We start from the raw sequence: 16,243 nt of genomic DNA, 5'->3' as shown, positions 1-16,243 counted from the left end.
CTGCGTGGGCCGCTCCCTTCACGCTCAGCCGGCGGCCCGGTCGTCGCGCCATTTCACCAGCGCCTCGGCGATACTCAGGTCGTAGTCGGGACCGTTGACGCCGACCGTAAGCAGCGTCACACCGAGGTCGACGAGTGTCTGCGCGCCGGCCAGCGCGGCCTCGACGCTCTTCTCCGGGACACCCGAGGAGCGTTCGATGGCCGCGGGATCGCGGCCGACGTCGGCGCAGTGCCGGTCGAGCACCGCGGCCTTGTCCGGGTAGGTCTCGCCGTCGGTGAAACCGTGCCAGATGTGGGCGTGCTCGGCGACCAGCCGCAGCGTCTTACGCTCGCCCTGCCCGCCGATGAGGATCGGGATCTCGCGTAACGGAGCGGGATTGAGCTTTCCCAGCCGCGCGCTGATGCGTGGCAGTGCCGCCGCGAGGTCGTCGAGCCGGCTGCCGGCCGTGCCGAAGTCGTAGCCGTACTCGTCGTAATCCTTTTGCTTCCAACCGGATCCGATACCCAGGATGAGCCGTCCGTCGGAGATGTTGTCCACGGTTCGGGCCATGTCGGCGAGCAGTTCGGGGTTGCGGTAGGAGTTGCAGCTGACCAGGGCGCCGATCTCCAGCCGTGAGGTCTGCTCGGCCCAGGCGGCCAGCATCGTCCAGCACTCGTAGTGCGCGCCGTCCGGGTCGCCGTACAGCGGGAAGAAGTGGTCCCAGTTGAAGGCGACGTCGACGCCGACGTCCTCGGCCCGGCGCACCGCATCGCGGATGTGACCGTAGGTGGGGGAGTGCTGGGGCTGCAGTTGGACGGCGATGCGGATGGGGCGCGCGGAGGTTGTCATGGTTCCACTACTACCCCGATTCACACGCCGATGTTGCCGCTGTCGCGCCAGACCGCCACCACCGCGGGCCGGGCCGGGGCGCTGCCCCCGTCCGGCCAGTGGGAAAGCGGGTCGTCCAGGCTGTTCTCGTCGCCCTCGCCCGGGTGCTGAACGCTGACGGTGATCAGGTCGTCGGTGATCACCGGCCCGCAGGTCTCGGCGCCGATCGGCACGGTGAGGAACTGTTTGGTCTCACCGCGGTTGGGCCCGTCCAGGGCCACCGCGAACAGTCCGTCGTTGCCCTCCAACGCGTTTCCGTCGGTGGAGATCCACAGATTGCCGTGGCTGTCGAAGGCCAGGTTGTCCGGGCACGAGATCGGGCTGACCTTGGACTTGTCGAAGCCGCCGTAGTAGGTGTCGGCCGCGGCCGGGTCCCCGCACACCAGCAACAGGTCCCAGGTGAACGCGGTGCCCGCGTGGTCATCGGTGATCTCCAGGACCTGTCCGTTCTTGTTCTCGCTGCGCGGGTTGGCCCCGTCAGGTCCGGGCTTGCCCTCGGTACCGCGCTTGTCGTTGTTGGTCAGCGCGACGTAGACCTTGCCGGTCTTCGGGTTCGCCTCGAAATCCTCGGGTCGGTCCATCTTGGTGGCACCGGCCCGGTCGGCGGCCAGCCGGGTGAACACGGCGACGTCCTGCGCGCTCATGCCCTCGACCCGCGACTCGGCCGCGCCGCCGGGCCCGGAGTGCAGCAGTGGGATCCAGGTTCCGCTGCCGTCGTCGGAGAGTCGCGCCACGTACAGCGTGCCCTCGGACAGCAGCGTCATGTTGTGCGCCGTGTCGCCCGGTTGGATCTTCTTGTCCGAGACGAACTTGTACATGTAGTCGAAGCGCTCGTCGTCGCCGGTGTAGACCACGACGGTGCCGTCGTCGGTGACGTGGACGTTGGCGCCCTCGTGCTTGAACCGGCCCAGGGCGGAGTGCTTCACCGGTACCGAGGCCGGATTCCACGGGTCGAGCTCGATGACATAGCCGAACCGGTTCACCTCATTGGGGGTGGCACCGAGGTCGAAGCGCGGGTCGAAGGACTCCCATTTGTGCTCGGAGGCTTCGGCCACCAGGCCGTAGCGTTTGGCCGCGTCCGGGTGGGACAGCTCGATGCCCTCTGCCGCGCCGAAGTAGGAGTGGAAGTTCTCCTCACCGGAAAGAACGGTGCCCCAGGGTGTTACACCGCCTGCGCAGTTGGCGAAGGTGCCCAGCACGGCCCGCCCGGTGGGGTCGGCGGCGGTCTTGACGGTGTCCGCACCGGCGGCCGGGCCGTCCAGGACGAACGGGGTGTCGGCGGTGATGCGACGGTTGTAGCGCCCGGGCACGGGCCGCAGGCCGCCCTGTGGGCTGCGTTCCACCTCGACGACCGACAGCCCCAGTGCGGCGATCTCCACGTCGAACTGCTCCCGGGTGGGGGCGTCGGGGTCGTAGCCGGGAAACATGAACTGCGGGCTGTTGTATTCGTGGTTGACCACGAGCAGGAAGCGGCCCGGCGCGCCGGTGACGGGCAGCAGCGCGGCGAAATCGTTGTTGAACCCGAACTGCTGCCGCTGGGCGGCGCCGGTCTGTCTGGCGACGTCGAACACCGGTGCGCCGGGGAGTACCGGGTCACCCCAGCCGATCACCACGCGCTGCTGGTAGCCGTCCGGGATGACCACCGCGTCCTCGGTGTTGACGGCGACGCTGTCGAAGCGCATCCCGGCCGGGGTTTCGGCAGCGGCGGCGGGCGAGACGGAAGTCTCGGTGGGGGAGGGCTTTTCGTCGGTTCCGCAGGCGGCCAACGCCGAACCCGCACCGACTGCGAGCACGGCGACCCCGCCCATGCGCAACGCCGACCGACGGGACATCGACGCGACGATGTCACCGAAGTACTCGTTGTCGCTGGAGTTCGGCGCCGGCTTGGCGCAGGCGTCGCCACAGCGGTTGCGGCAGGTGATGTGTTGCCGCGATGACCGGCCCCGATGGGCGACAAACAGATTCAACGGTGCGAGCGTCATGCGGCGAAAGCTACGGGGGCTGGACGAGCAGCAGGCAAGCAGCAGGTGAACGGCAGTCGACGACCGAGATTTCCCCTGACTGTCGGGGTGCTCAGCGCGAGACGATGCCGGCCAGGATCTCGACGAGCTTGCCGGGTTGATCGCCCTGCACCGAATGCCCTGCGCCCTCGACGATGTGGGTGGTGCGGAACCCGGGGGCCCCTTCGGCGAAGGCCGCGGCGTCCTCGTCGTTGACGAAGTAGGAGTTCGCACCGCGGACCAGGGTGGTCGGCATCGTTATCTGGGCGACGTCGTCCCAGAGGCCCAGGAAGGACTCCGGCATGCCGGCGCTCTTATCGGTGACGCCCTTGCGCATCGAGTCGTAGCGCCAGGTCCAGGTGCCGTCCTCCAGCCTCTTGGCATTGTGGAACACCCCGCGCCGCAACGAGTTACGGTCCCGGTGCGGGGCGGCGGCCACCGTCACCTCGAGCATGGCCGCAAACGTCGGGAAGGTGCGCTCACCCTGCACCAGGGCGACCGCACCCAGCTGCGCCTTCGACATCTGCTCGTGCCGTTCCGGCGCCGACGGGGTGACGTCGACCAGTACGAGTTCGGGGACCAGTGCCGGTTCGGTTGCGGCCACCCGCAGCGCGGTGAGGCCGCCGAGTGACATGCCGACCACCAGCCGGGCGTTGGGGGCGAGCTCGCGCAGTACCGGTTTGACGGTTTCGGCGTGGAGCTTCGGGCCGTAGTCGCCGTCCTCGCGCCACGCCGAGCGGCCGTGCCCGGGCAGGTCGATGGCCAGCGCCGGCAGGCCCAGCCCGAGGATGACGGTGTCCCAGGTGTGCGCGTTCTGCCCGCCGCCGTGCAGGAACACCACCTCGGGATCGGCATCGCCCCACTTGATGGCGCTGATCGGGCCGAGGTCCAGGCGCCGCGCGGTCGGCAACGGCCCGGTCAGCCCGAGCTGTTCGGCGTTCTCCTGGAGCAACGCGAATTCGTCGAGGTCGAGCAGTTCATCGTCTGAAAAGGCCACGGTGTGGACCCTACAACGCAGCTGACTCTGCGCTCAGGGTCCGAAAGTGCGAGATACGCACGCCCTGAGCGCAGAGTCAGCGGAAATCTAGCCCTGGATGAACGCTTCCAGCTGGGTGCGCGCGACGTCGTCGGCGAGCTGCTCCGGCGGGCTCTTCATCAGGTAGGCCGAGGCCGGCAGGATCGGGCCGCCCAGGCCGCGGTCCTTGGCGATCTTGGCGGCGCGCACGGCGTCGATGATGATGCCTGCCGAGTTGGGGGAGTCCCACACCTCGAGCTTGTACTCCAGGTTCAGCGGCACGTCACCGAAGGCGCGGCCCTCCAGGCGGACGTAGGCCCACTTGCGGTCGTCCAGCCAGGCCACGTAGTCCGACGGGCCGATGTGCACGTTCTTGTCGTAGACCTTGTCGGCCAGCGAGCCGGTCAGGTTGCTGGTGACGGCCTGGGTCTTGGAGACCTTCTTGGACTCCAGGCGCTCGCGCTCCAGCATGTTCTTGAAGTCCATGTTGCCGCCGACGTTGAGCTGGTAGGTGCGGTCCAGCGTGACACCGCGGTCCTCGAACAGCTTGGCCATCACGCGGTGGGTGATGGTGGCGCCCACCTGGCTCTTGATGTCGTCGCCGACGATCGGCACACCGGCGTCGGTGAACTTCTTGGCCCACACCGGGTCCGAGGCGATGAACACCGGCAGCGCGTTGACGAACGCGACCTTGGCGTCGATGGCGCACTGGGCGTAGAACTTGTCGGCCTCGTCCGAACCGACGGGCAGGTAGGACACCAGCACGTCGACCTCGGCGTCCTTGAGGGCCTTGACCACGTCCACCGGGTCGGCGTCGGAGACCTCGATGGTCTCCGAGTAGTACTTGCCGATGCCGTCCAGGGTCGGGCCGCGCTGCACGATGACGTCCGTCGGCGGCACGTCGGCAATCTTGATGGTGTTGTTCTCGGAGGCGCCGATCGCCTCGGACAGGTCGAAGCCGACCTTCTTGGCGTCCACGTCGAACGCGGCGACGAACTTGACGTCGCGGACGTGGTACGGGCCGAACTTCACGTGCATCAGGCCGGGGACGCTGGCGTTCTCGTCCGCGTCGCGGTAGTACTGCACACCCTGGACCAAGGAGGATGCGCAGTTGCCGACTCCGACAATCGCGACCCTGACCTCGGTGGACTCAGGCTTGGACATGGTCATTCTCCTTCGGATCCTCGATGGTCGGTGTGGTGTTCACGGCTGTGCTTCCGGGTTGCCCTGCGCGACGCGTTCGGCCGCGATCAGTTCGTTGAGCCATTTGACTTCGCGCTCGCTGGACTCCAAGCCGAGCTGATGGAGCTGCTTGGTGTAGCGGTCCAGAGACGTGCTGGCCCGCGCGATCGCTTCCCGCAGGCCCTCGCGGCGTTCCTCCACCTGGCGGCGACGGCCTTCCAGGATGCGCATCCTGGCCTCGGCGGGTGTGCGGTTGAAGAACGCCAGATGCACGCCGAAGCCGTCGTCGGTGTAGTTCTGCGGTCCGGTGTCGGCCACCAGTTCGGCGAACCGGGCCTTGCCCGCATCGCTGAGTTGGTAGACGCGCCGGGCGCGGCGCATCTTGGGGGTTCCGTCCGGCGCGGCGTCCTCCACGATGAGGCCGTCGGCTTGCATGCGGCGCAGCGCCGGATAGAGGGAGCCGTAGGAGAAGGCGCGAAAAGCACCCAGCAGGCCGGTCAGCCGCTTACGAAGTTCGTAGCCGTGCATCGGCGACTCCAGCAGAAGTCCCAGAATGGCAAGTTCCAGCATCGAGTCACCTCCCCCACCCCGTTGTCGGCCGCTACGACGGGCCGACACCTCGCGCAACTGTATCGCGCCGATATATATCCCGCTACATCGGGCGTCAGCTCGGGTAGTTGATCCGCTTCACCGACGCATCGCCGTTGAACTCGATGTACCCGCTGTTGCCGAACTCGGGCGTGACGTAGACGCTGATCTCGATGCTCTCCGGCGGCGCCGTGACGTCGGAGTTCGGTCCCACACTCACGTGGATCTGCTTCACCTCGGCCGGGTCGATGCCGAGCGTCTCGGGCGCCCCGCGGATGAGGCCGACGAAGGTGGGCACATCGAAGGCGGCCAGGTCGACGACCCGGGCGTCACTGCCGACACTGGTCTCCGACGGGTCGTCCCAGCCACCGCGGTAGCTGTACCGCAACACCCGGCGGGGCTCGCTCGGGTCGGGGCGTTCCAGGGACGCGTAGTCGTCGAAGATCGTCAGGTCGTAGCCCGAGGTGTCACCGAACTTCTCCTTCATCTGCTGGAACAGCCCGGTCAGCCCGCCGAGCGACTGCAGCTGCCGCGGCGGCGTCAGCACCGTCGCCGGGATGCCGTCCGCCTTGGCGCCCGGATCGGTCTGGAAGCTCAGCGGCGAGGAGGTGTTGCCGTACAGGCCCCAGCCGATGGCGATGCCGAGCAGGACCAGGACCACCGCCGTGGCGATGCGCAGCCCCCAGCCCGCGCCGGGGCCGAGCTGTATCGGGCCGCGCTCGGGTGCCAGGTTCGGCAGCTTGACCGGCGCACTGGCGGTCTGCAGATCCGACACCAGCGCCTGTAGGTCACCGAGGGTCGCCGCACTGGTCGCCGCGGCCACCCGCTGCCGGTGTTCCTCCATGGACAGCTGACCCTCGCTCAGCGCGCTGTCCAGGACCTTGCACGTGTCATCGCGGTCGGCATCCCGTGCCCGGGTGCCCGCTGTCTGCCGTGTCGCCACGCCGCTGATCGTAAAACCAACCGTTCGCAGGCGCGGGGCGTCAGCTCGGCTGCTCGACCCGCAATATCTGACCGGCCGGGTCCAGATGGATGTAACCGTCGGTGCCCGACCGCGTGGAAACCCGCAGCAGGATCTCCAGACCGCCGGGTCCGGGTGGGCCGGCGATGTGGTCGACGTCGAAGTAGGTGTCCTCGACATCCCCGGGGGCGATCTGCAGGGTGGCCGGCGCCGCGGCCCAGGCGGCCACCGCGGCCGGCACGTCGAAGGCGGCGAGGTCGGCGAGCTCATCGGAATCCGAGCGCGGCCGGCTCGACGGGTTTCCCCAGCCGCCGCGGTAGGTGTAGACCAGCTTGGCGCCGTCGTCCGCCGGGTCGGGCAGCGCCAGGAACGCCTGTTCGGGGGTGAGCGCCAGCTCGTAGCCCATGGTGCTGCCGAAGCGTTTGCGGATCTCGTCGATGATGGCCGTCATTCCGGCCACGGTGTTCAACTCGCGGGGCAGCTTGAGCACCGCGGGCGGCACATCGTCGACGGGCACCACGGGCCCCTTGGTGATGGCCGGCGGGGCCACCGGGGCGGCGGGGACCGCGGCCGCCGGGGACTCGGGGTCACCGTCGGCACCGTCGGACAGCGCCCAGCCGATCAGGGCCAGCACCACGACGGCACCGCCTGCGGCCGCGAGGATTGGCCCCCGACGGGACCGCGCTGCCGGCGGTTCCTGCGGCGGCAGCGGGTCGGGTATCTGCAGGTCGTCGAGGAGTTCGCGCAGCTGGTCGAGCGTGGTGGCCGTGATCGCGGCGTCGATCCGGCGCTGATGCTCGGCCATCGTCAGCTGGCCTTCGCTGTGCGCGGTGTCCAGCGCCTTGCAGGCGGCATCGCGGTCGGAGTCTCGTGCCCGTGTTCGCGCTGTCTGCCGTGCTGCCACGACGAATGATGGTAGAAGTTCTGCGGTCAACGCGCTGCCGTCGCGCCTCGGTAGCTGGGGCACCGACGTACTCTGGTGATCGTGCGATTGCAGCGACAGGTGGTGGACTACGCCTTGCGGCGTCGGTCCCTGCTGGCCGAGGTGTACTCCGGCAGGACCGGGGTCTCCGAGGTGTGCGATGCGAACCCCTATCTGTTGCGCGCCGCGAAGTACCACGGGAAGACCAGTTCGGTGATGTGCCCGATCTGCCGTAAGGAACAGCTGACACTGGTGTCCTGGGTCTTCGGGGAGCACCTCGGTCCGGTGTCGGGTTCGGCACGCACAGCCGAGGAGCTGGTGCTGCTCGCGACCCGATACGACGAATTCGCCGTCCATGTGGTGGAGGTATGCCGCACTTGCAGTTGGAATCATCTGGTCAAGTCGTACGTGCTCGGCACGCCGCGCCCGAAGGGGACGCAGCGCGCGAAGGGCACTCGATCGGCGCGCTCCGACGCGCGTACGGCCAGTGAATAGCGAAGGGCGCCAAAGCAGGTCAGCGGGCAATGCCGGTAACGAGCGGGCCGCTGGTGCTGCGCCGTCCCGGCGGCCGGGTCCGGGCGGAGTGCCCGACGACCGCAAGACCGCACTGATCCCGCCGGTGCGCGGTGATGTGGCGCCGCATCTGCGTGACCCGATCGACGTGGTCAAGGCCGCCCTCGACGGCGGGCCGCCGCGCAAGCCACCGCCACCGCCGCCGCCTCCGGGGCGTCCGGGTGGTCCGGGTGGTGCGCCGCCGCCGAGCGGTCGGCCGCCGGCGGCGAAGAAGTTCGAGTGGAAGTGGGTGCGCCGCGCCCTGTACGCCGCGCTGGTGCTGTTCGTCGCACTGCCGATGATCACCTTCGGCATGGCGTACATGATCGTCGACGTCCCCAAACCCGGCGACATCCGCACCGCGCAGGTGTCGACCATCCTGGCCAGCGACGGCAGCGAACTCGCGAAAATCATTCCGCCCGAGGGCAACCGGGTCGACGTGAAGATCGACCAGATCCCGGTGCACGTGCGCGACGCGGTGATGGCCGCCGAGGACCGGGACTTCTACGACAATCCGGGCTTCTCGTTCACCGGGTTCGCGCGGGCGTTCCTGAACAACCTGTTCGGTGGCGGCAGCGGACTGCAGGGCGGGTCGACCATCACCCAGCAGTACGTCAAGAACGCCCTGGTCGGCGACGAACGCTCCGGTGTCGGCGGGTTGGTGCGAAAAGCCAAGGAACTCGTCATCTCCACCAAGATGTCGGGGGAGTGGTCCAAGGACCAGGTGCTGGAGTCCTACCTCAACATCATCTACTTCGGCCGCGGGGCCTACGGCATCTCGGCGGCCTCCCGCGCCTACTTCGACAAGCCCGTCGAACAACTCAACGTCGCCGAGGGGGCGCTGCTCGCAGCACTCATCCAGCGGCCGTCCACCCTGGACCCGGCCGTGGACCCGGAGGGCGCGGCCGACCGGTGGAACTGGGTGCTCGACGGGATGGTCGAGATCGGCGCGCTGCCGCCGGCCGACCGGGCCGCACAGGTGTTCCCGCCGACGGTGGCGCCGGACTTCGCCAGCACCGCGAACCAGACGACCGGGCCCAACGGCCTGATCGAACGTCAGGTCACCCGGGAACTGCTGGAGCTCTTCGACATCACCGAGCAGACGCTCAACACCGAGGGCCTGCAGATCACCACGACGATCGACCCGCAGGCACAGCAGGCCGCCGAGGAGGCGGTCGCCGAGACGCTGGACGGCCAGGACCCCGACATGCGCTCGGCGGTGGTGTCGATCGACCCGAAGACCGGCGGGGTGAAGGCCTACTACGGGGGCTCGGATGCCAACGGGTTCGACTTCGCGCAGGCCGGCCTGCCGACCGGCTCCTCCTTCAAGGTGTTCGCGTTGGTCGCGGCCCTGCAGCAGGGCATCGGGTTGGGCTACAACATCGACAGCTCCCCGCTGGAACTCAACGGCATCAAGATCGGCAACGTCGAGGGAAACAGCTGCGGCACCTGCAACATCGCCGAGGCACTCAAGCGGTCGCTGAACACCAGCTACTACCGGCTGATGCTCAAGCTGGAGAACGGTCCGCAGGACGTCGCCGACGCCGCCCACCAGGCCGGTATCGCCGAGAGCTTCCCCGGCGTCGAGCACACCCTGAGCGAGGACGGTGAGGGCGGCCCGCCCAACAACGGCATCGTGCTCGGGCAGTACCAGAGCCGGGTGCTGGACATGGCGTCCGCGTACGCGACGCTGGCCAACTCGGGTGTCTATCACCGGCCGCACTTCGTGCAGAAGGTCGTCGACTCGGAGGGCAACGTGCTCTTCGACGCCGCCGACGGGGGCGACGAGGGTGAGCAACGCATCGAGGCCGACGTCGCCGACAACGTGACCGCCGCGATGCAGCCGATCGCCGGTTACTCCAACGGTCACGCGCTGGCCGGCGGGCGCCCGTCCGCGGCCAAGACCGGTACCAACCAGCTCGGTGACACCGGCGCCAACCGGGACGCCTGGATGGTGGGCTACACCCCGTCGCTGTCGACCGCGGTCTGGGTGGGCACCACCGGCGGCGACAAGCCGCTGGTCAACCAGTGGGGCGGTCCGGTGTACGGGTCGGGGCTCCCGTCGGACATCTGGAAGGCCACCATGGACGGTGCCCTCGACGGCACCGACAACGAGACGTTCCCCAAGCCCAAGGAGATCGGCGGCTACGCGGGTCCCCCGGCGGCCCCGGCCCCGCGGCCGGCGGCCCCGGAGACCCAGGTCCCGCCGCCACCGTCGGAGACGGTCATCCAGCCGACCCTGGAGATCGCGCCCGGCATCACGATCCCGTGGGGCCCGCCGACGACGGTCCCGGTCGGCCCGCCGCCGGGTGACCCGAATGTGCCGCCGCCCGCACCGGGTGCGCCGCTTCCGCCACCGCCGCCGGGTGCGCCGCCTGTGGGTGTGCCGCCCCCGGGTGTGCCGATCCCGGCGCCGTGACAGCGGGGGGCCAGGAGGGGGCCGCGGTCGTCTCGCCGGTACCGCTCGCGGGGACTGTATCGCCGGCACCGCCGGCCGAGGACCGGCGCAGCGATGACGGCCGCGACATGCCCAGCCGCAACGACGCCCTCGGCGCCGCGCTCGCGCAGACCGTCGGCGGTCCGGTCGGTCGGCATGCGCTGATCGGGCGGTCCCGGTTCTGGACCCCGCTGCGGGTGATGTTGTTGATCGGCGTCGTCTTCCTGGCGCTGGGCTACTCCACCAAGGCGGCCTGCCTGCAATCCACCGATACCGGCACCGCGGCGCAGCGCGTCGCCAACTGGGAGAATCAGCGGGCCTACTACTCGCTGTGCTACTCCGACACCGTCCCGCTCTACACCGCGGAACTGCTGAACCAGGGCAAGTTCCCGTACAAGTCGAGCTGGATCGAGAAGGACGGCGAGGGCAAGCCGCATGTGGTGTGGGACGGCAGCGAACCCGTCCGCTACATGGAGTATCCGGTGCTCACCGGCATCTACCAGTACCTGTCGATGTCGCTGGCCAAGACGTATTCGGCGCTGACGACGGTGGCCTCGGTGCCGCTGGTGGCCGAGGTGGTGATGTTCTTCAACATCTCGGCGTTCGGGTTGGCGCTGGCCTGGCTGGTCACGGTGTGGGCCACCGCGCTGCTGGCCGGCCGACGGATCTGGGACGCCGCGCTGGTGGCCGCCTCGCCCCTGTTGATCTTCCAGATCTTCACCAACTTCGACGCGCTGGCCGTCGCCTGCGCGACCGGCGCCATGTTGGCCTGGGCACGACGCAAACCGGTGCTCACCGGTGTGCTGATCGGCGTCGGGGTGGCGTTGAAGCTCTATCCGTTGCTGCTGCTGGGCCCGCTGCTGGTGCTGGCGCTGCGCACCGGCCGGATGCGTGAGTTCGCCCGTACCGCGGTGGCCGCGGTAGCGGCCTGGCTGGTGGTGAATCTGCCGATCCTGGTGCTGTTTCCGCGCGGCTGGTCGGAGTTCTTCCGGCTCAACGCCCGGCGCGGGGACGATATGGACTCCATCTACAACGTGGTGAAGTCCTTCACCGGATGGCGGGGCTTCGATCCCGGGCTGGGGTTCTGGGAGCCGCCGACGGTCACCAACGCGGTGACCGCGGTGCTGTTCGCGCTGTGCTGTGCCGGGATCGGCTATCTGGCGCTCACCGCGGCGCAACGCCCGCGGCTCGCGCAGCTGGCGTTCCTGGTGGTGGCGGCGTTCCTGCTGACCAACAAGGTGTGGAGCCCCCAGTTCTCGCTGTGGTTGATACCGCTGGCCGTGCTGGCGCTGCCGCACCGGCGAATCCTGTTGGCGTGGATGACGACCGACGCGCTGGTCTGGGTGCCGCGGATGCTCTATCTGTACGGCGAACAGAACCGCGGCCTGCCCGAGCAGTGGTTCACCGCCACCGTGCTGCTGCGCGATATCGCGGTGGTGGCGCTGATCGTGCTGGTGATCCGGCAGATCCGGCGACCCGAGCTGGACCTGGTCCGGCACCGCGGCGCGGTTGACGATCCGGCCGGCGGCGTGTTCGACCGGGCGCCCGACAATCCGCCGGGCTGGCTGCCGGCGTGGCTACGCCCGGCCGTTGACACCGCGCCCGTGATGCGGCCCGCTCGCACCTTCGCCCCCTGAGCGCAGCGTCGACGGTGCCGAACCGTTTTGCTAGGCGGTTCCGCGGGAGACGATTCGGTAACCGACATCGACGGCGGGTGTGGGCACGTCGTCGCCGTGGATACGGGCCAGCAGGAGGTCGGCCGCCCGCGCGCCGATATCGTCGACGTCCACGCTCACCGTGGTCAGTGCCGGAATCAAATGGCGAGCCATCTCGAAATCACCGAAACCGGTGATGGCCAATCGATCTGGGACAGACACCCCGCGGCGCTGGGCCTCCAGTACGGCCGATGCCGCGAAGACGTCGGAGGGAAAGACGAGTGCCGTCGTTTCCGGGTGGCGTTCCAGCACGGTGTCCAGCAATTCCACCCCGGTGTCCATGGAGACATCGCGGCCGGGCAGGTCGACGATGCGCAACGGTTCGTCGGGGAGCAGGGCGCGCATCCCGGCGCTGAAACCTTCCAACCGCCTGATCGCCCGGGAGTCGCCGCGACGGATCACGCCGGCGAACGTCAATGTGCGGTGGCCCTTGTCGACCAGGTACCGGACCATGTCGATCATGGCGTCGCGGTTGGAGAACCCGACCAGGGTGTCGAGTGGTTCGGTGTTCCAGTCCCAGGTCTCGACCACTGGTGCGCCGTAGGCACGCAGCAATCGGGTGGTCTGCTCGGTGTGCAGGGTGCCGACGATGAAGAAACCGTCCGGACGCCGGGAGATGGCGCCGCGGATCAGCTCTTCTTCCCGGTCCTCTTGATAGTCGGTGTAGCCGACCGTCAGCTGGTAGCCGGCCGGTCCGAGCCTGGCGGCCGCCGCACGCAGGGTGTCGGAGAAGATCGACGAGGAGATGACCGGGACGATTGCGGCGATGGAGCGGCTCCGGTTGGACGCGAGGTGGCTGGCCGCGAGATTGGGGACGTAGCCGGTTTCCTCGATCGCCCGCTGGACCCGTTGCCGGGTTTCCTGCGATACCCGGTCCGGATTGCTCAGCGCCCGCGACACCGTCTGGGCCGATACGCCGGCCGCCTGCCCGACATCCAACATCGTGACCGAACGGGTCGACGAGGCGCCGCGCGTCCGACGTTGGGTCGGTTCAGCCACTCGGCCCCCTTCGATCGAACGGTCGGCATTCCGATGACGCCGGACCGATCGTATCGGCGGGGGCCGCGGCCGAGGTCATCGACCGGTAGCGGCTACCGCGTCATTGGGCCCGGGCTCCCGCGTCCTCGACGACGACGGATCCGTCGGCCGCCGGCACCGGATCTGCTTCGTAGCCACTGATGTCGAAGTTCGTCTCGGGCGCCCGCCACATCGAGAAGGCCGACACCCCGGCCAGAATGGCGACCAGGCCGGCCACCAACCACGGGCTGCCCCCGCTCGCGGCCACCAGTGCGGTGGCGATCAGCGGCAGCGGCCCACCGACGAGCGCGGAGGTCGACTCGCGGGCGGCGGCGATGCCCGAGAACCGTACGGCGGCGGGGAAGTACTCGGCATAGAAGGAAGCCTGGACTCCGAAGATCGCCCGGTCGGCAATATGGGCGACGATCACCGCCAGGTACAGCAGTCCGATGTTTCCGACGTGGATGATCATGAAGAACGGGACGACGAACGCGATGAGGAACGACGCCCCGCCGATCACCACCGGCCGGCGCCCGACGCGGTCGGAGAGACGGCCCCACAACACGGTGGCGATGGATCCGATGAGGCCACTGAGCATGATGCCCACCAGTGATGCGACCGTCGGGTAGCCGAGGGTGTTGATCGCATAGGACAACGCGAACGTCTGGAAGATGTAGGTCAGCGAACCACCGAAGTTGACGCCGGCGGCGATCAGCACCATCTTCGGGTGTTTGGTGAGCAACAGCCGCATCGGTGATTCGTCGCGGTTGCGTACCTTCTTCTCGATGCGCTTGTAGTCTTCGGTCTCGTCCATCCGCACCCGGATGAAGAGTGCGATGAACAGCCCGACCGCACTGAACAGGAACGGGATCCGCCAACCCCATGATTGGAAGTCGGCTTCCGGCAGGAGTGCGAACAACGCGAACATCCCGGTGGCCAGCATCATGGCGACGTCGACGCCGGCGGCCGGGATCGAGGTGAAGAAGCCTCTGCGGGTGCGTCCGCTCTCGCCCGCGACGACGACCGCACCACCGTATTCGGCGCCGGCGCCGAATCCCTGCACCATGCGCAGCAGTATCAGCAGGGCGGGAGCCCAGTATCCGATGGCGTCGAAATTCGGCAGCAGTCCGATCAGGATTGTGCTGACGCCCATGATCGTGACCGTAAGCAGCAGAACGGGTTTGCGGCCTATCCGGTCGCCGAGATTGCCCAGGACCAGACCGCCGAGTGGCCGCACGACGAAGCCGATCGCGTATGTCGCAAAGGCGATCATGGTGCCGACGGTCGGGCTGACGTCTCCGAAGAACTGCTTGTTGAAGATCAGCACGGCGGCCGACGAGTACAGGAAGAAGTCGTACCACTCGATCACGGTTCCGGCGGCACTCGCCGACACCGGGACCCACCGCTTTCTCGCGGTCTGGCGTTGATTCATGGCCCTACTTTCTCAAGCGACAGGAAGTTAGCGCTAACGCACGGCGCGACGGTTCGGGACGATAGTGGGCTGGCTCACATCGGTCAAGGCCTCCTGCCCGCACGTCGGATCTGCGCAGTTCACCGGGAGTAACCCTTGCGGCGCAGGCGCCCTGGCGCGGCGGTGCCCGTGCCGGCCGGGCGCCGGCATCGGCAGGACGGTTGCGTTGCGGCTGATGTTAGCGCTACCGTCTCGGGCATCCACGTAACCGCGGTCACATACGGCAGGCTGCGACGCGCCCGAGGAAGGTAGGTCCGTGAAAGTCCTGAAAGGCGTCCGCGTGATCGACATGTCCATCGCGATGGCAGGCCCGTTCGCGGCGCAGAAGCTCGGGGACCTCGGAGCCGAGGTGATCAAGGTCGAACCGGTGGCCGGGGAGTGGCATCGGCACAAGGCCGGCGGCGGAGCGCGCGGCAACGTCGTCAACGCCTCGTTCCTGTCCTTGAACCGCAACAAGCGATCGCTGTCGGTCGACCTCAAGAGCGACGAGGGCCGATCCGTGGTTCATCGACTGGTCGCCACCGCCGACATCTTCCTGCAGAACTACCGACCGGGGGTGGCCGACCGTCTCGGTATGGACTACGAGACGCTGCGCGCGATCAAACCCGACCTGATCTATGTCTCCATGTCCGGGTACGGCGAAACCGGACCGTACGCGACCAGGCCGGGCCAGGATCTGTTGTTGCAGGCGATGAGCGGCGCGCTTGCCAGCGGCCAACGTGCCGGCGAGTCGCCGCGGCCGGCGCCGTTCTACCTGGCCGACGCGTTCAGCGCGTACTCCGCGGTCGAAGGAACCCTGGCGGCCTATCTGCTGCGACTGCGCACCGGCGACGGACAGCACGTGCAGGTCAACATGCTGGATGCCCTCATCGCGGCCCAGATGCAGGAGCTGACGATCGCCACCGTCGGCAATGTGCCGCAGACACCCAGTGACCAGATCCACGCACACGCCTACATCCGGGCGCCATACGGTGTGTTCCCCACTTCCGACGGCCACATCGCTGTGTCGTACTCGGAGATGCCGGTTCTCGCCGAGGTGTTCGGCGACGAGCGCTTCCTGGCCTTCGACGCCGAGCGCGACGGCTTCACCTGCCGCGATGACATCTCGGCACTGGTGGCTGAACATCTGCTGACCGATACCGCGGCACACTGGCTTGCGGTGCTGTCCGCCGCCGGAGTATGGGTTGGGCCGGTGTACGACTACCCGCAGATGCGCGCCGACCCGCAGGTCCGCCATAACCGGTCCTTCGTCGAATACACCCACCCGACCGAGGGCGACGTCGCAACACCCGGGTTCGCCTTTCGGCTGTCCGGGCAGCCGCAGCAGGTCTATCGCCCGGCGCCCCTCAACGGGCAGCACACCGACGAGATCCTGCGCGAACTCGGACTGTCGGCCGAGGAGATCGAGCACCTCGAATCGGCCGGGCTGGTCCATCGCGATCAGACTCTGACAACTGAAACATCCAGTCGCTGAACAGTTCACCTCTCGGCGTACCGCACCAATCCGAACCGAAAG

13 protein-coding genes are annotated in these 16,243 nt (G+C 68.3%); 4 read left to right on the top strand and 9 right to left on the bottom strand.

Going from position 1 to position 16,243, the window contains the following annotated elements; translation table 11 throughout:
* Window positions 1–24 precede the first annotated feature (24 nt).
* The 7 genes from V4U86_RS28950 to V4U86_RS28920 all read right to left on the bottom strand — a co-directional run bounded on the left by V4U86_RS28950 (window position 25) and on the right by V4U86_RS28920 (window position 7,517).
* A complete protein-coding gene (locus tag V4U86_RS28950; RefSeq protein WP_395309252.1) occupies window positions 25–828 on the bottom strand; it encodes an LLM class F420-dependent oxidoreductase in 804 nt (267 codons plus the stop codon).
* A gap of 20 nt (window positions 829–848) precedes the next feature.
* The gene (locus tag V4U86_RS28945) at window positions 849–2,849 is read right to left on the bottom strand and encodes a PhoX family protein (RefSeq protein WP_395309251.1); all 2,001 of its coding nucleotides are present in this window, start codon (window positions 2,847–2,849) and stop codon (window positions 849–851) included.
* Window positions 2,850–2,940: 91 nt separating this feature from the next.
* Window positions 2,941–3,864 carry an alpha/beta fold hydrolase gene (locus tag V4U86_RS28940; RefSeq protein ID WP_395309250.1) on the bottom strand — a complete coding sequence of 308 codons (924 nt, stop codon included), beginning with the start codon at window positions 3,862–3,864 and terminating at the stop codon, window positions 2,941–2,943.
* An 87-nt stretch (window positions 3,865–3,951) separates the two neighbouring features.
* On the bottom strand, window positions 3,952–5,046 hold the full coding sequence (locus V4U86_RS28935) for an inositol-3-phosphate synthase (protein ID WP_395309249.1): 1,095 nt from the start codon (window positions 5,044–5,046) through the stop codon (window positions 3,952–3,954).
* 39 nt (window positions 5,047–5,085) lie between these two features.
* Window positions 5,086–5,634, bottom strand: a complete 549-nt coding sequence (locus V4U86_RS28930; RefSeq protein WP_395309248.1) for a PadR family transcriptional regulator — start codon at window positions 5,632–5,634, stop codon at window positions 5,086–5,088.
* 94 nt (window positions 5,635–5,728) lie between these two features.
* On the bottom strand, window positions 5,729–6,595 hold the full coding sequence (locus V4U86_RS28925; RefSeq protein ID WP_395309247.1) for a DUF1707 SHOCT-like domain-containing protein: 867 nt from the start codon (window positions 6,593–6,595) through the stop codon (window positions 5,729–5,731).
* Between the two features lie 40 nt (window positions 6,596–6,635).
* Window positions 6,636–7,517, bottom strand: coding sequence for a DUF1707 SHOCT-like domain-containing protein (locus tag V4U86_RS28920; RefSeq protein ID WP_395309246.1), 882 nt, complete (start codon window positions 7,515–7,517; stop codon window positions 6,636–6,638).
* Between the two features lie 81 nt (window positions 7,518–7,598).
* Here V4U86_RS28920 and V4U86_RS28915 point away from each other — a divergent pair, with 81 nt between their 5' ends.
* The 3 genes from V4U86_RS28915 (at window position 7,599) to V4U86_RS28905 (ending at window position 12,161) form a co-directional block, all read left to right on the top strand.
* Complete coding sequence (locus tag V4U86_RS28915; RefSeq protein WP_395309245.1) at window positions 7,599–8,030, top strand: DUF5318 family protein; 432 nt, start codon at window positions 7,599–7,601, stop codon at window positions 8,028–8,030.
* Complete coding sequence (locus V4U86_RS28910) at window positions 8,023–10,506, top strand: transglycosylase domain-containing protein (protein WP_395309244.1); 2,484 nt, start codon at window positions 8,023–8,025, stop codon at window positions 10,504–10,506. Before V4U86_RS28915 ends, V4U86_RS28910 begins: the two co-directional genes overlap by 8 nt.
* Window positions 10,507–10,613: 107 nt before the next feature.
* Entirely contained in the window at window positions 10,614–12,161 is a 1,548-nt protein-coding gene (locus V4U86_RS28905; protein ID WP_395312255.1) for a glycosyltransferase family 87 protein, read from the top strand.
* A 30-nt stretch (window positions 12,162–12,191) separates the two neighbouring features.
* Here the strand turns inward: V4U86_RS28905 and V4U86_RS28900 are convergent, their stop codons facing one another.
* Both V4U86_RS28900 and V4U86_RS28895 read right to left on the bottom strand, forming a co-directional pair.
* On the bottom strand, window positions 12,192–13,238 hold the full coding sequence (locus V4U86_RS28900; RefSeq protein ID WP_395309243.1) for a LacI family DNA-binding transcriptional regulator: 1,047 nt from the start codon (window positions 13,236–13,238) through the stop codon (window positions 12,192–12,194).
* A 100-nt stretch (window positions 13,239–13,338) separates the two neighbouring features.
* A complete protein-coding gene (locus V4U86_RS28895; RefSeq protein WP_395309242.1) occupies window positions 13,339–14,688 on the bottom strand; it encodes an MFS transporter in 1,350 nt (449 codons plus the stop codon).
* 295 nt (window positions 14,689–14,983) lie between these two features.
* Between V4U86_RS28895 and V4U86_RS28890 the strand changes: the two genes are divergently transcribed.
* On the top strand, window positions 14,984–16,201 hold the full coding sequence (locus V4U86_RS28890; protein ID WP_395309241.1) for a CaiB/BaiF CoA transferase family protein: 1,218 nt from the start codon (window positions 14,984–14,986) through the stop codon (window positions 16,199–16,201).
* Window positions 16,202–16,243 lie beyond the last annotated feature (42 nt).

Source organism: Mycobacterium sp. AMU20-3851, from assembly GCF_043974665.1.
In the GTDB taxonomy this organism is placed as follows: domain Bacteria; phylum Actinomycetota; class Actinomycetes; order Mycobacteriales; family Mycobacteriaceae; genus Mycobacterium.
The sequence above is the reverse complement of the archived record's forward strand: the minus strand, read 5'-3'. Positions and strand labels throughout refer to the sequence as shown.

What these genes read in the sequence shown, in the direction of transcription:
- V4U86_RS28950 (WP_395309252.1), bottom strand. Translation starts at nt 828, where the DNA reads ATGACAACCTCCGCGCGCCCCATCCGCATCGCCGTCCAACTGCAGCCC.
- V4U86_RS28945 (WP_395309251.1), bottom strand. Translation starts at nt 2,849, where the DNA reads ATGACGCTCGCACCGTTGAATCTGTTTGTCGCCCATCGGGGCCGGTCA.
- V4U86_RS28905 (WP_395312255.1), top strand. Translation starts at nt 10,614, where the DNA reads ATGCCCAGCCGCAACGACGCCCTCGGCGCCGCGCTCGCGCAGACCGTC.
- V4U86_RS28930 (WP_395309248.1), bottom strand. Translation starts at nt 5,634, where the DNA reads ATGCTGGAACTTGCCATTCTGGGACTTCTGCTGGAGTCGCCGATGCAC.
- V4U86_RS28895 (WP_395309242.1), bottom strand. Translation starts at nt 14,688, where the DNA reads ATGAATCAACGCCAGACCGCGAGAAAGCGGTGGGTCCCGGTGTCGGCG.
- V4U86_RS28935 (WP_395309249.1), bottom strand. Translation starts at nt 5,046, where the DNA reads ATGTCCAAGCCTGAGTCCACCGAGGTCAGGGTCGCGATTGTCGGAGTC.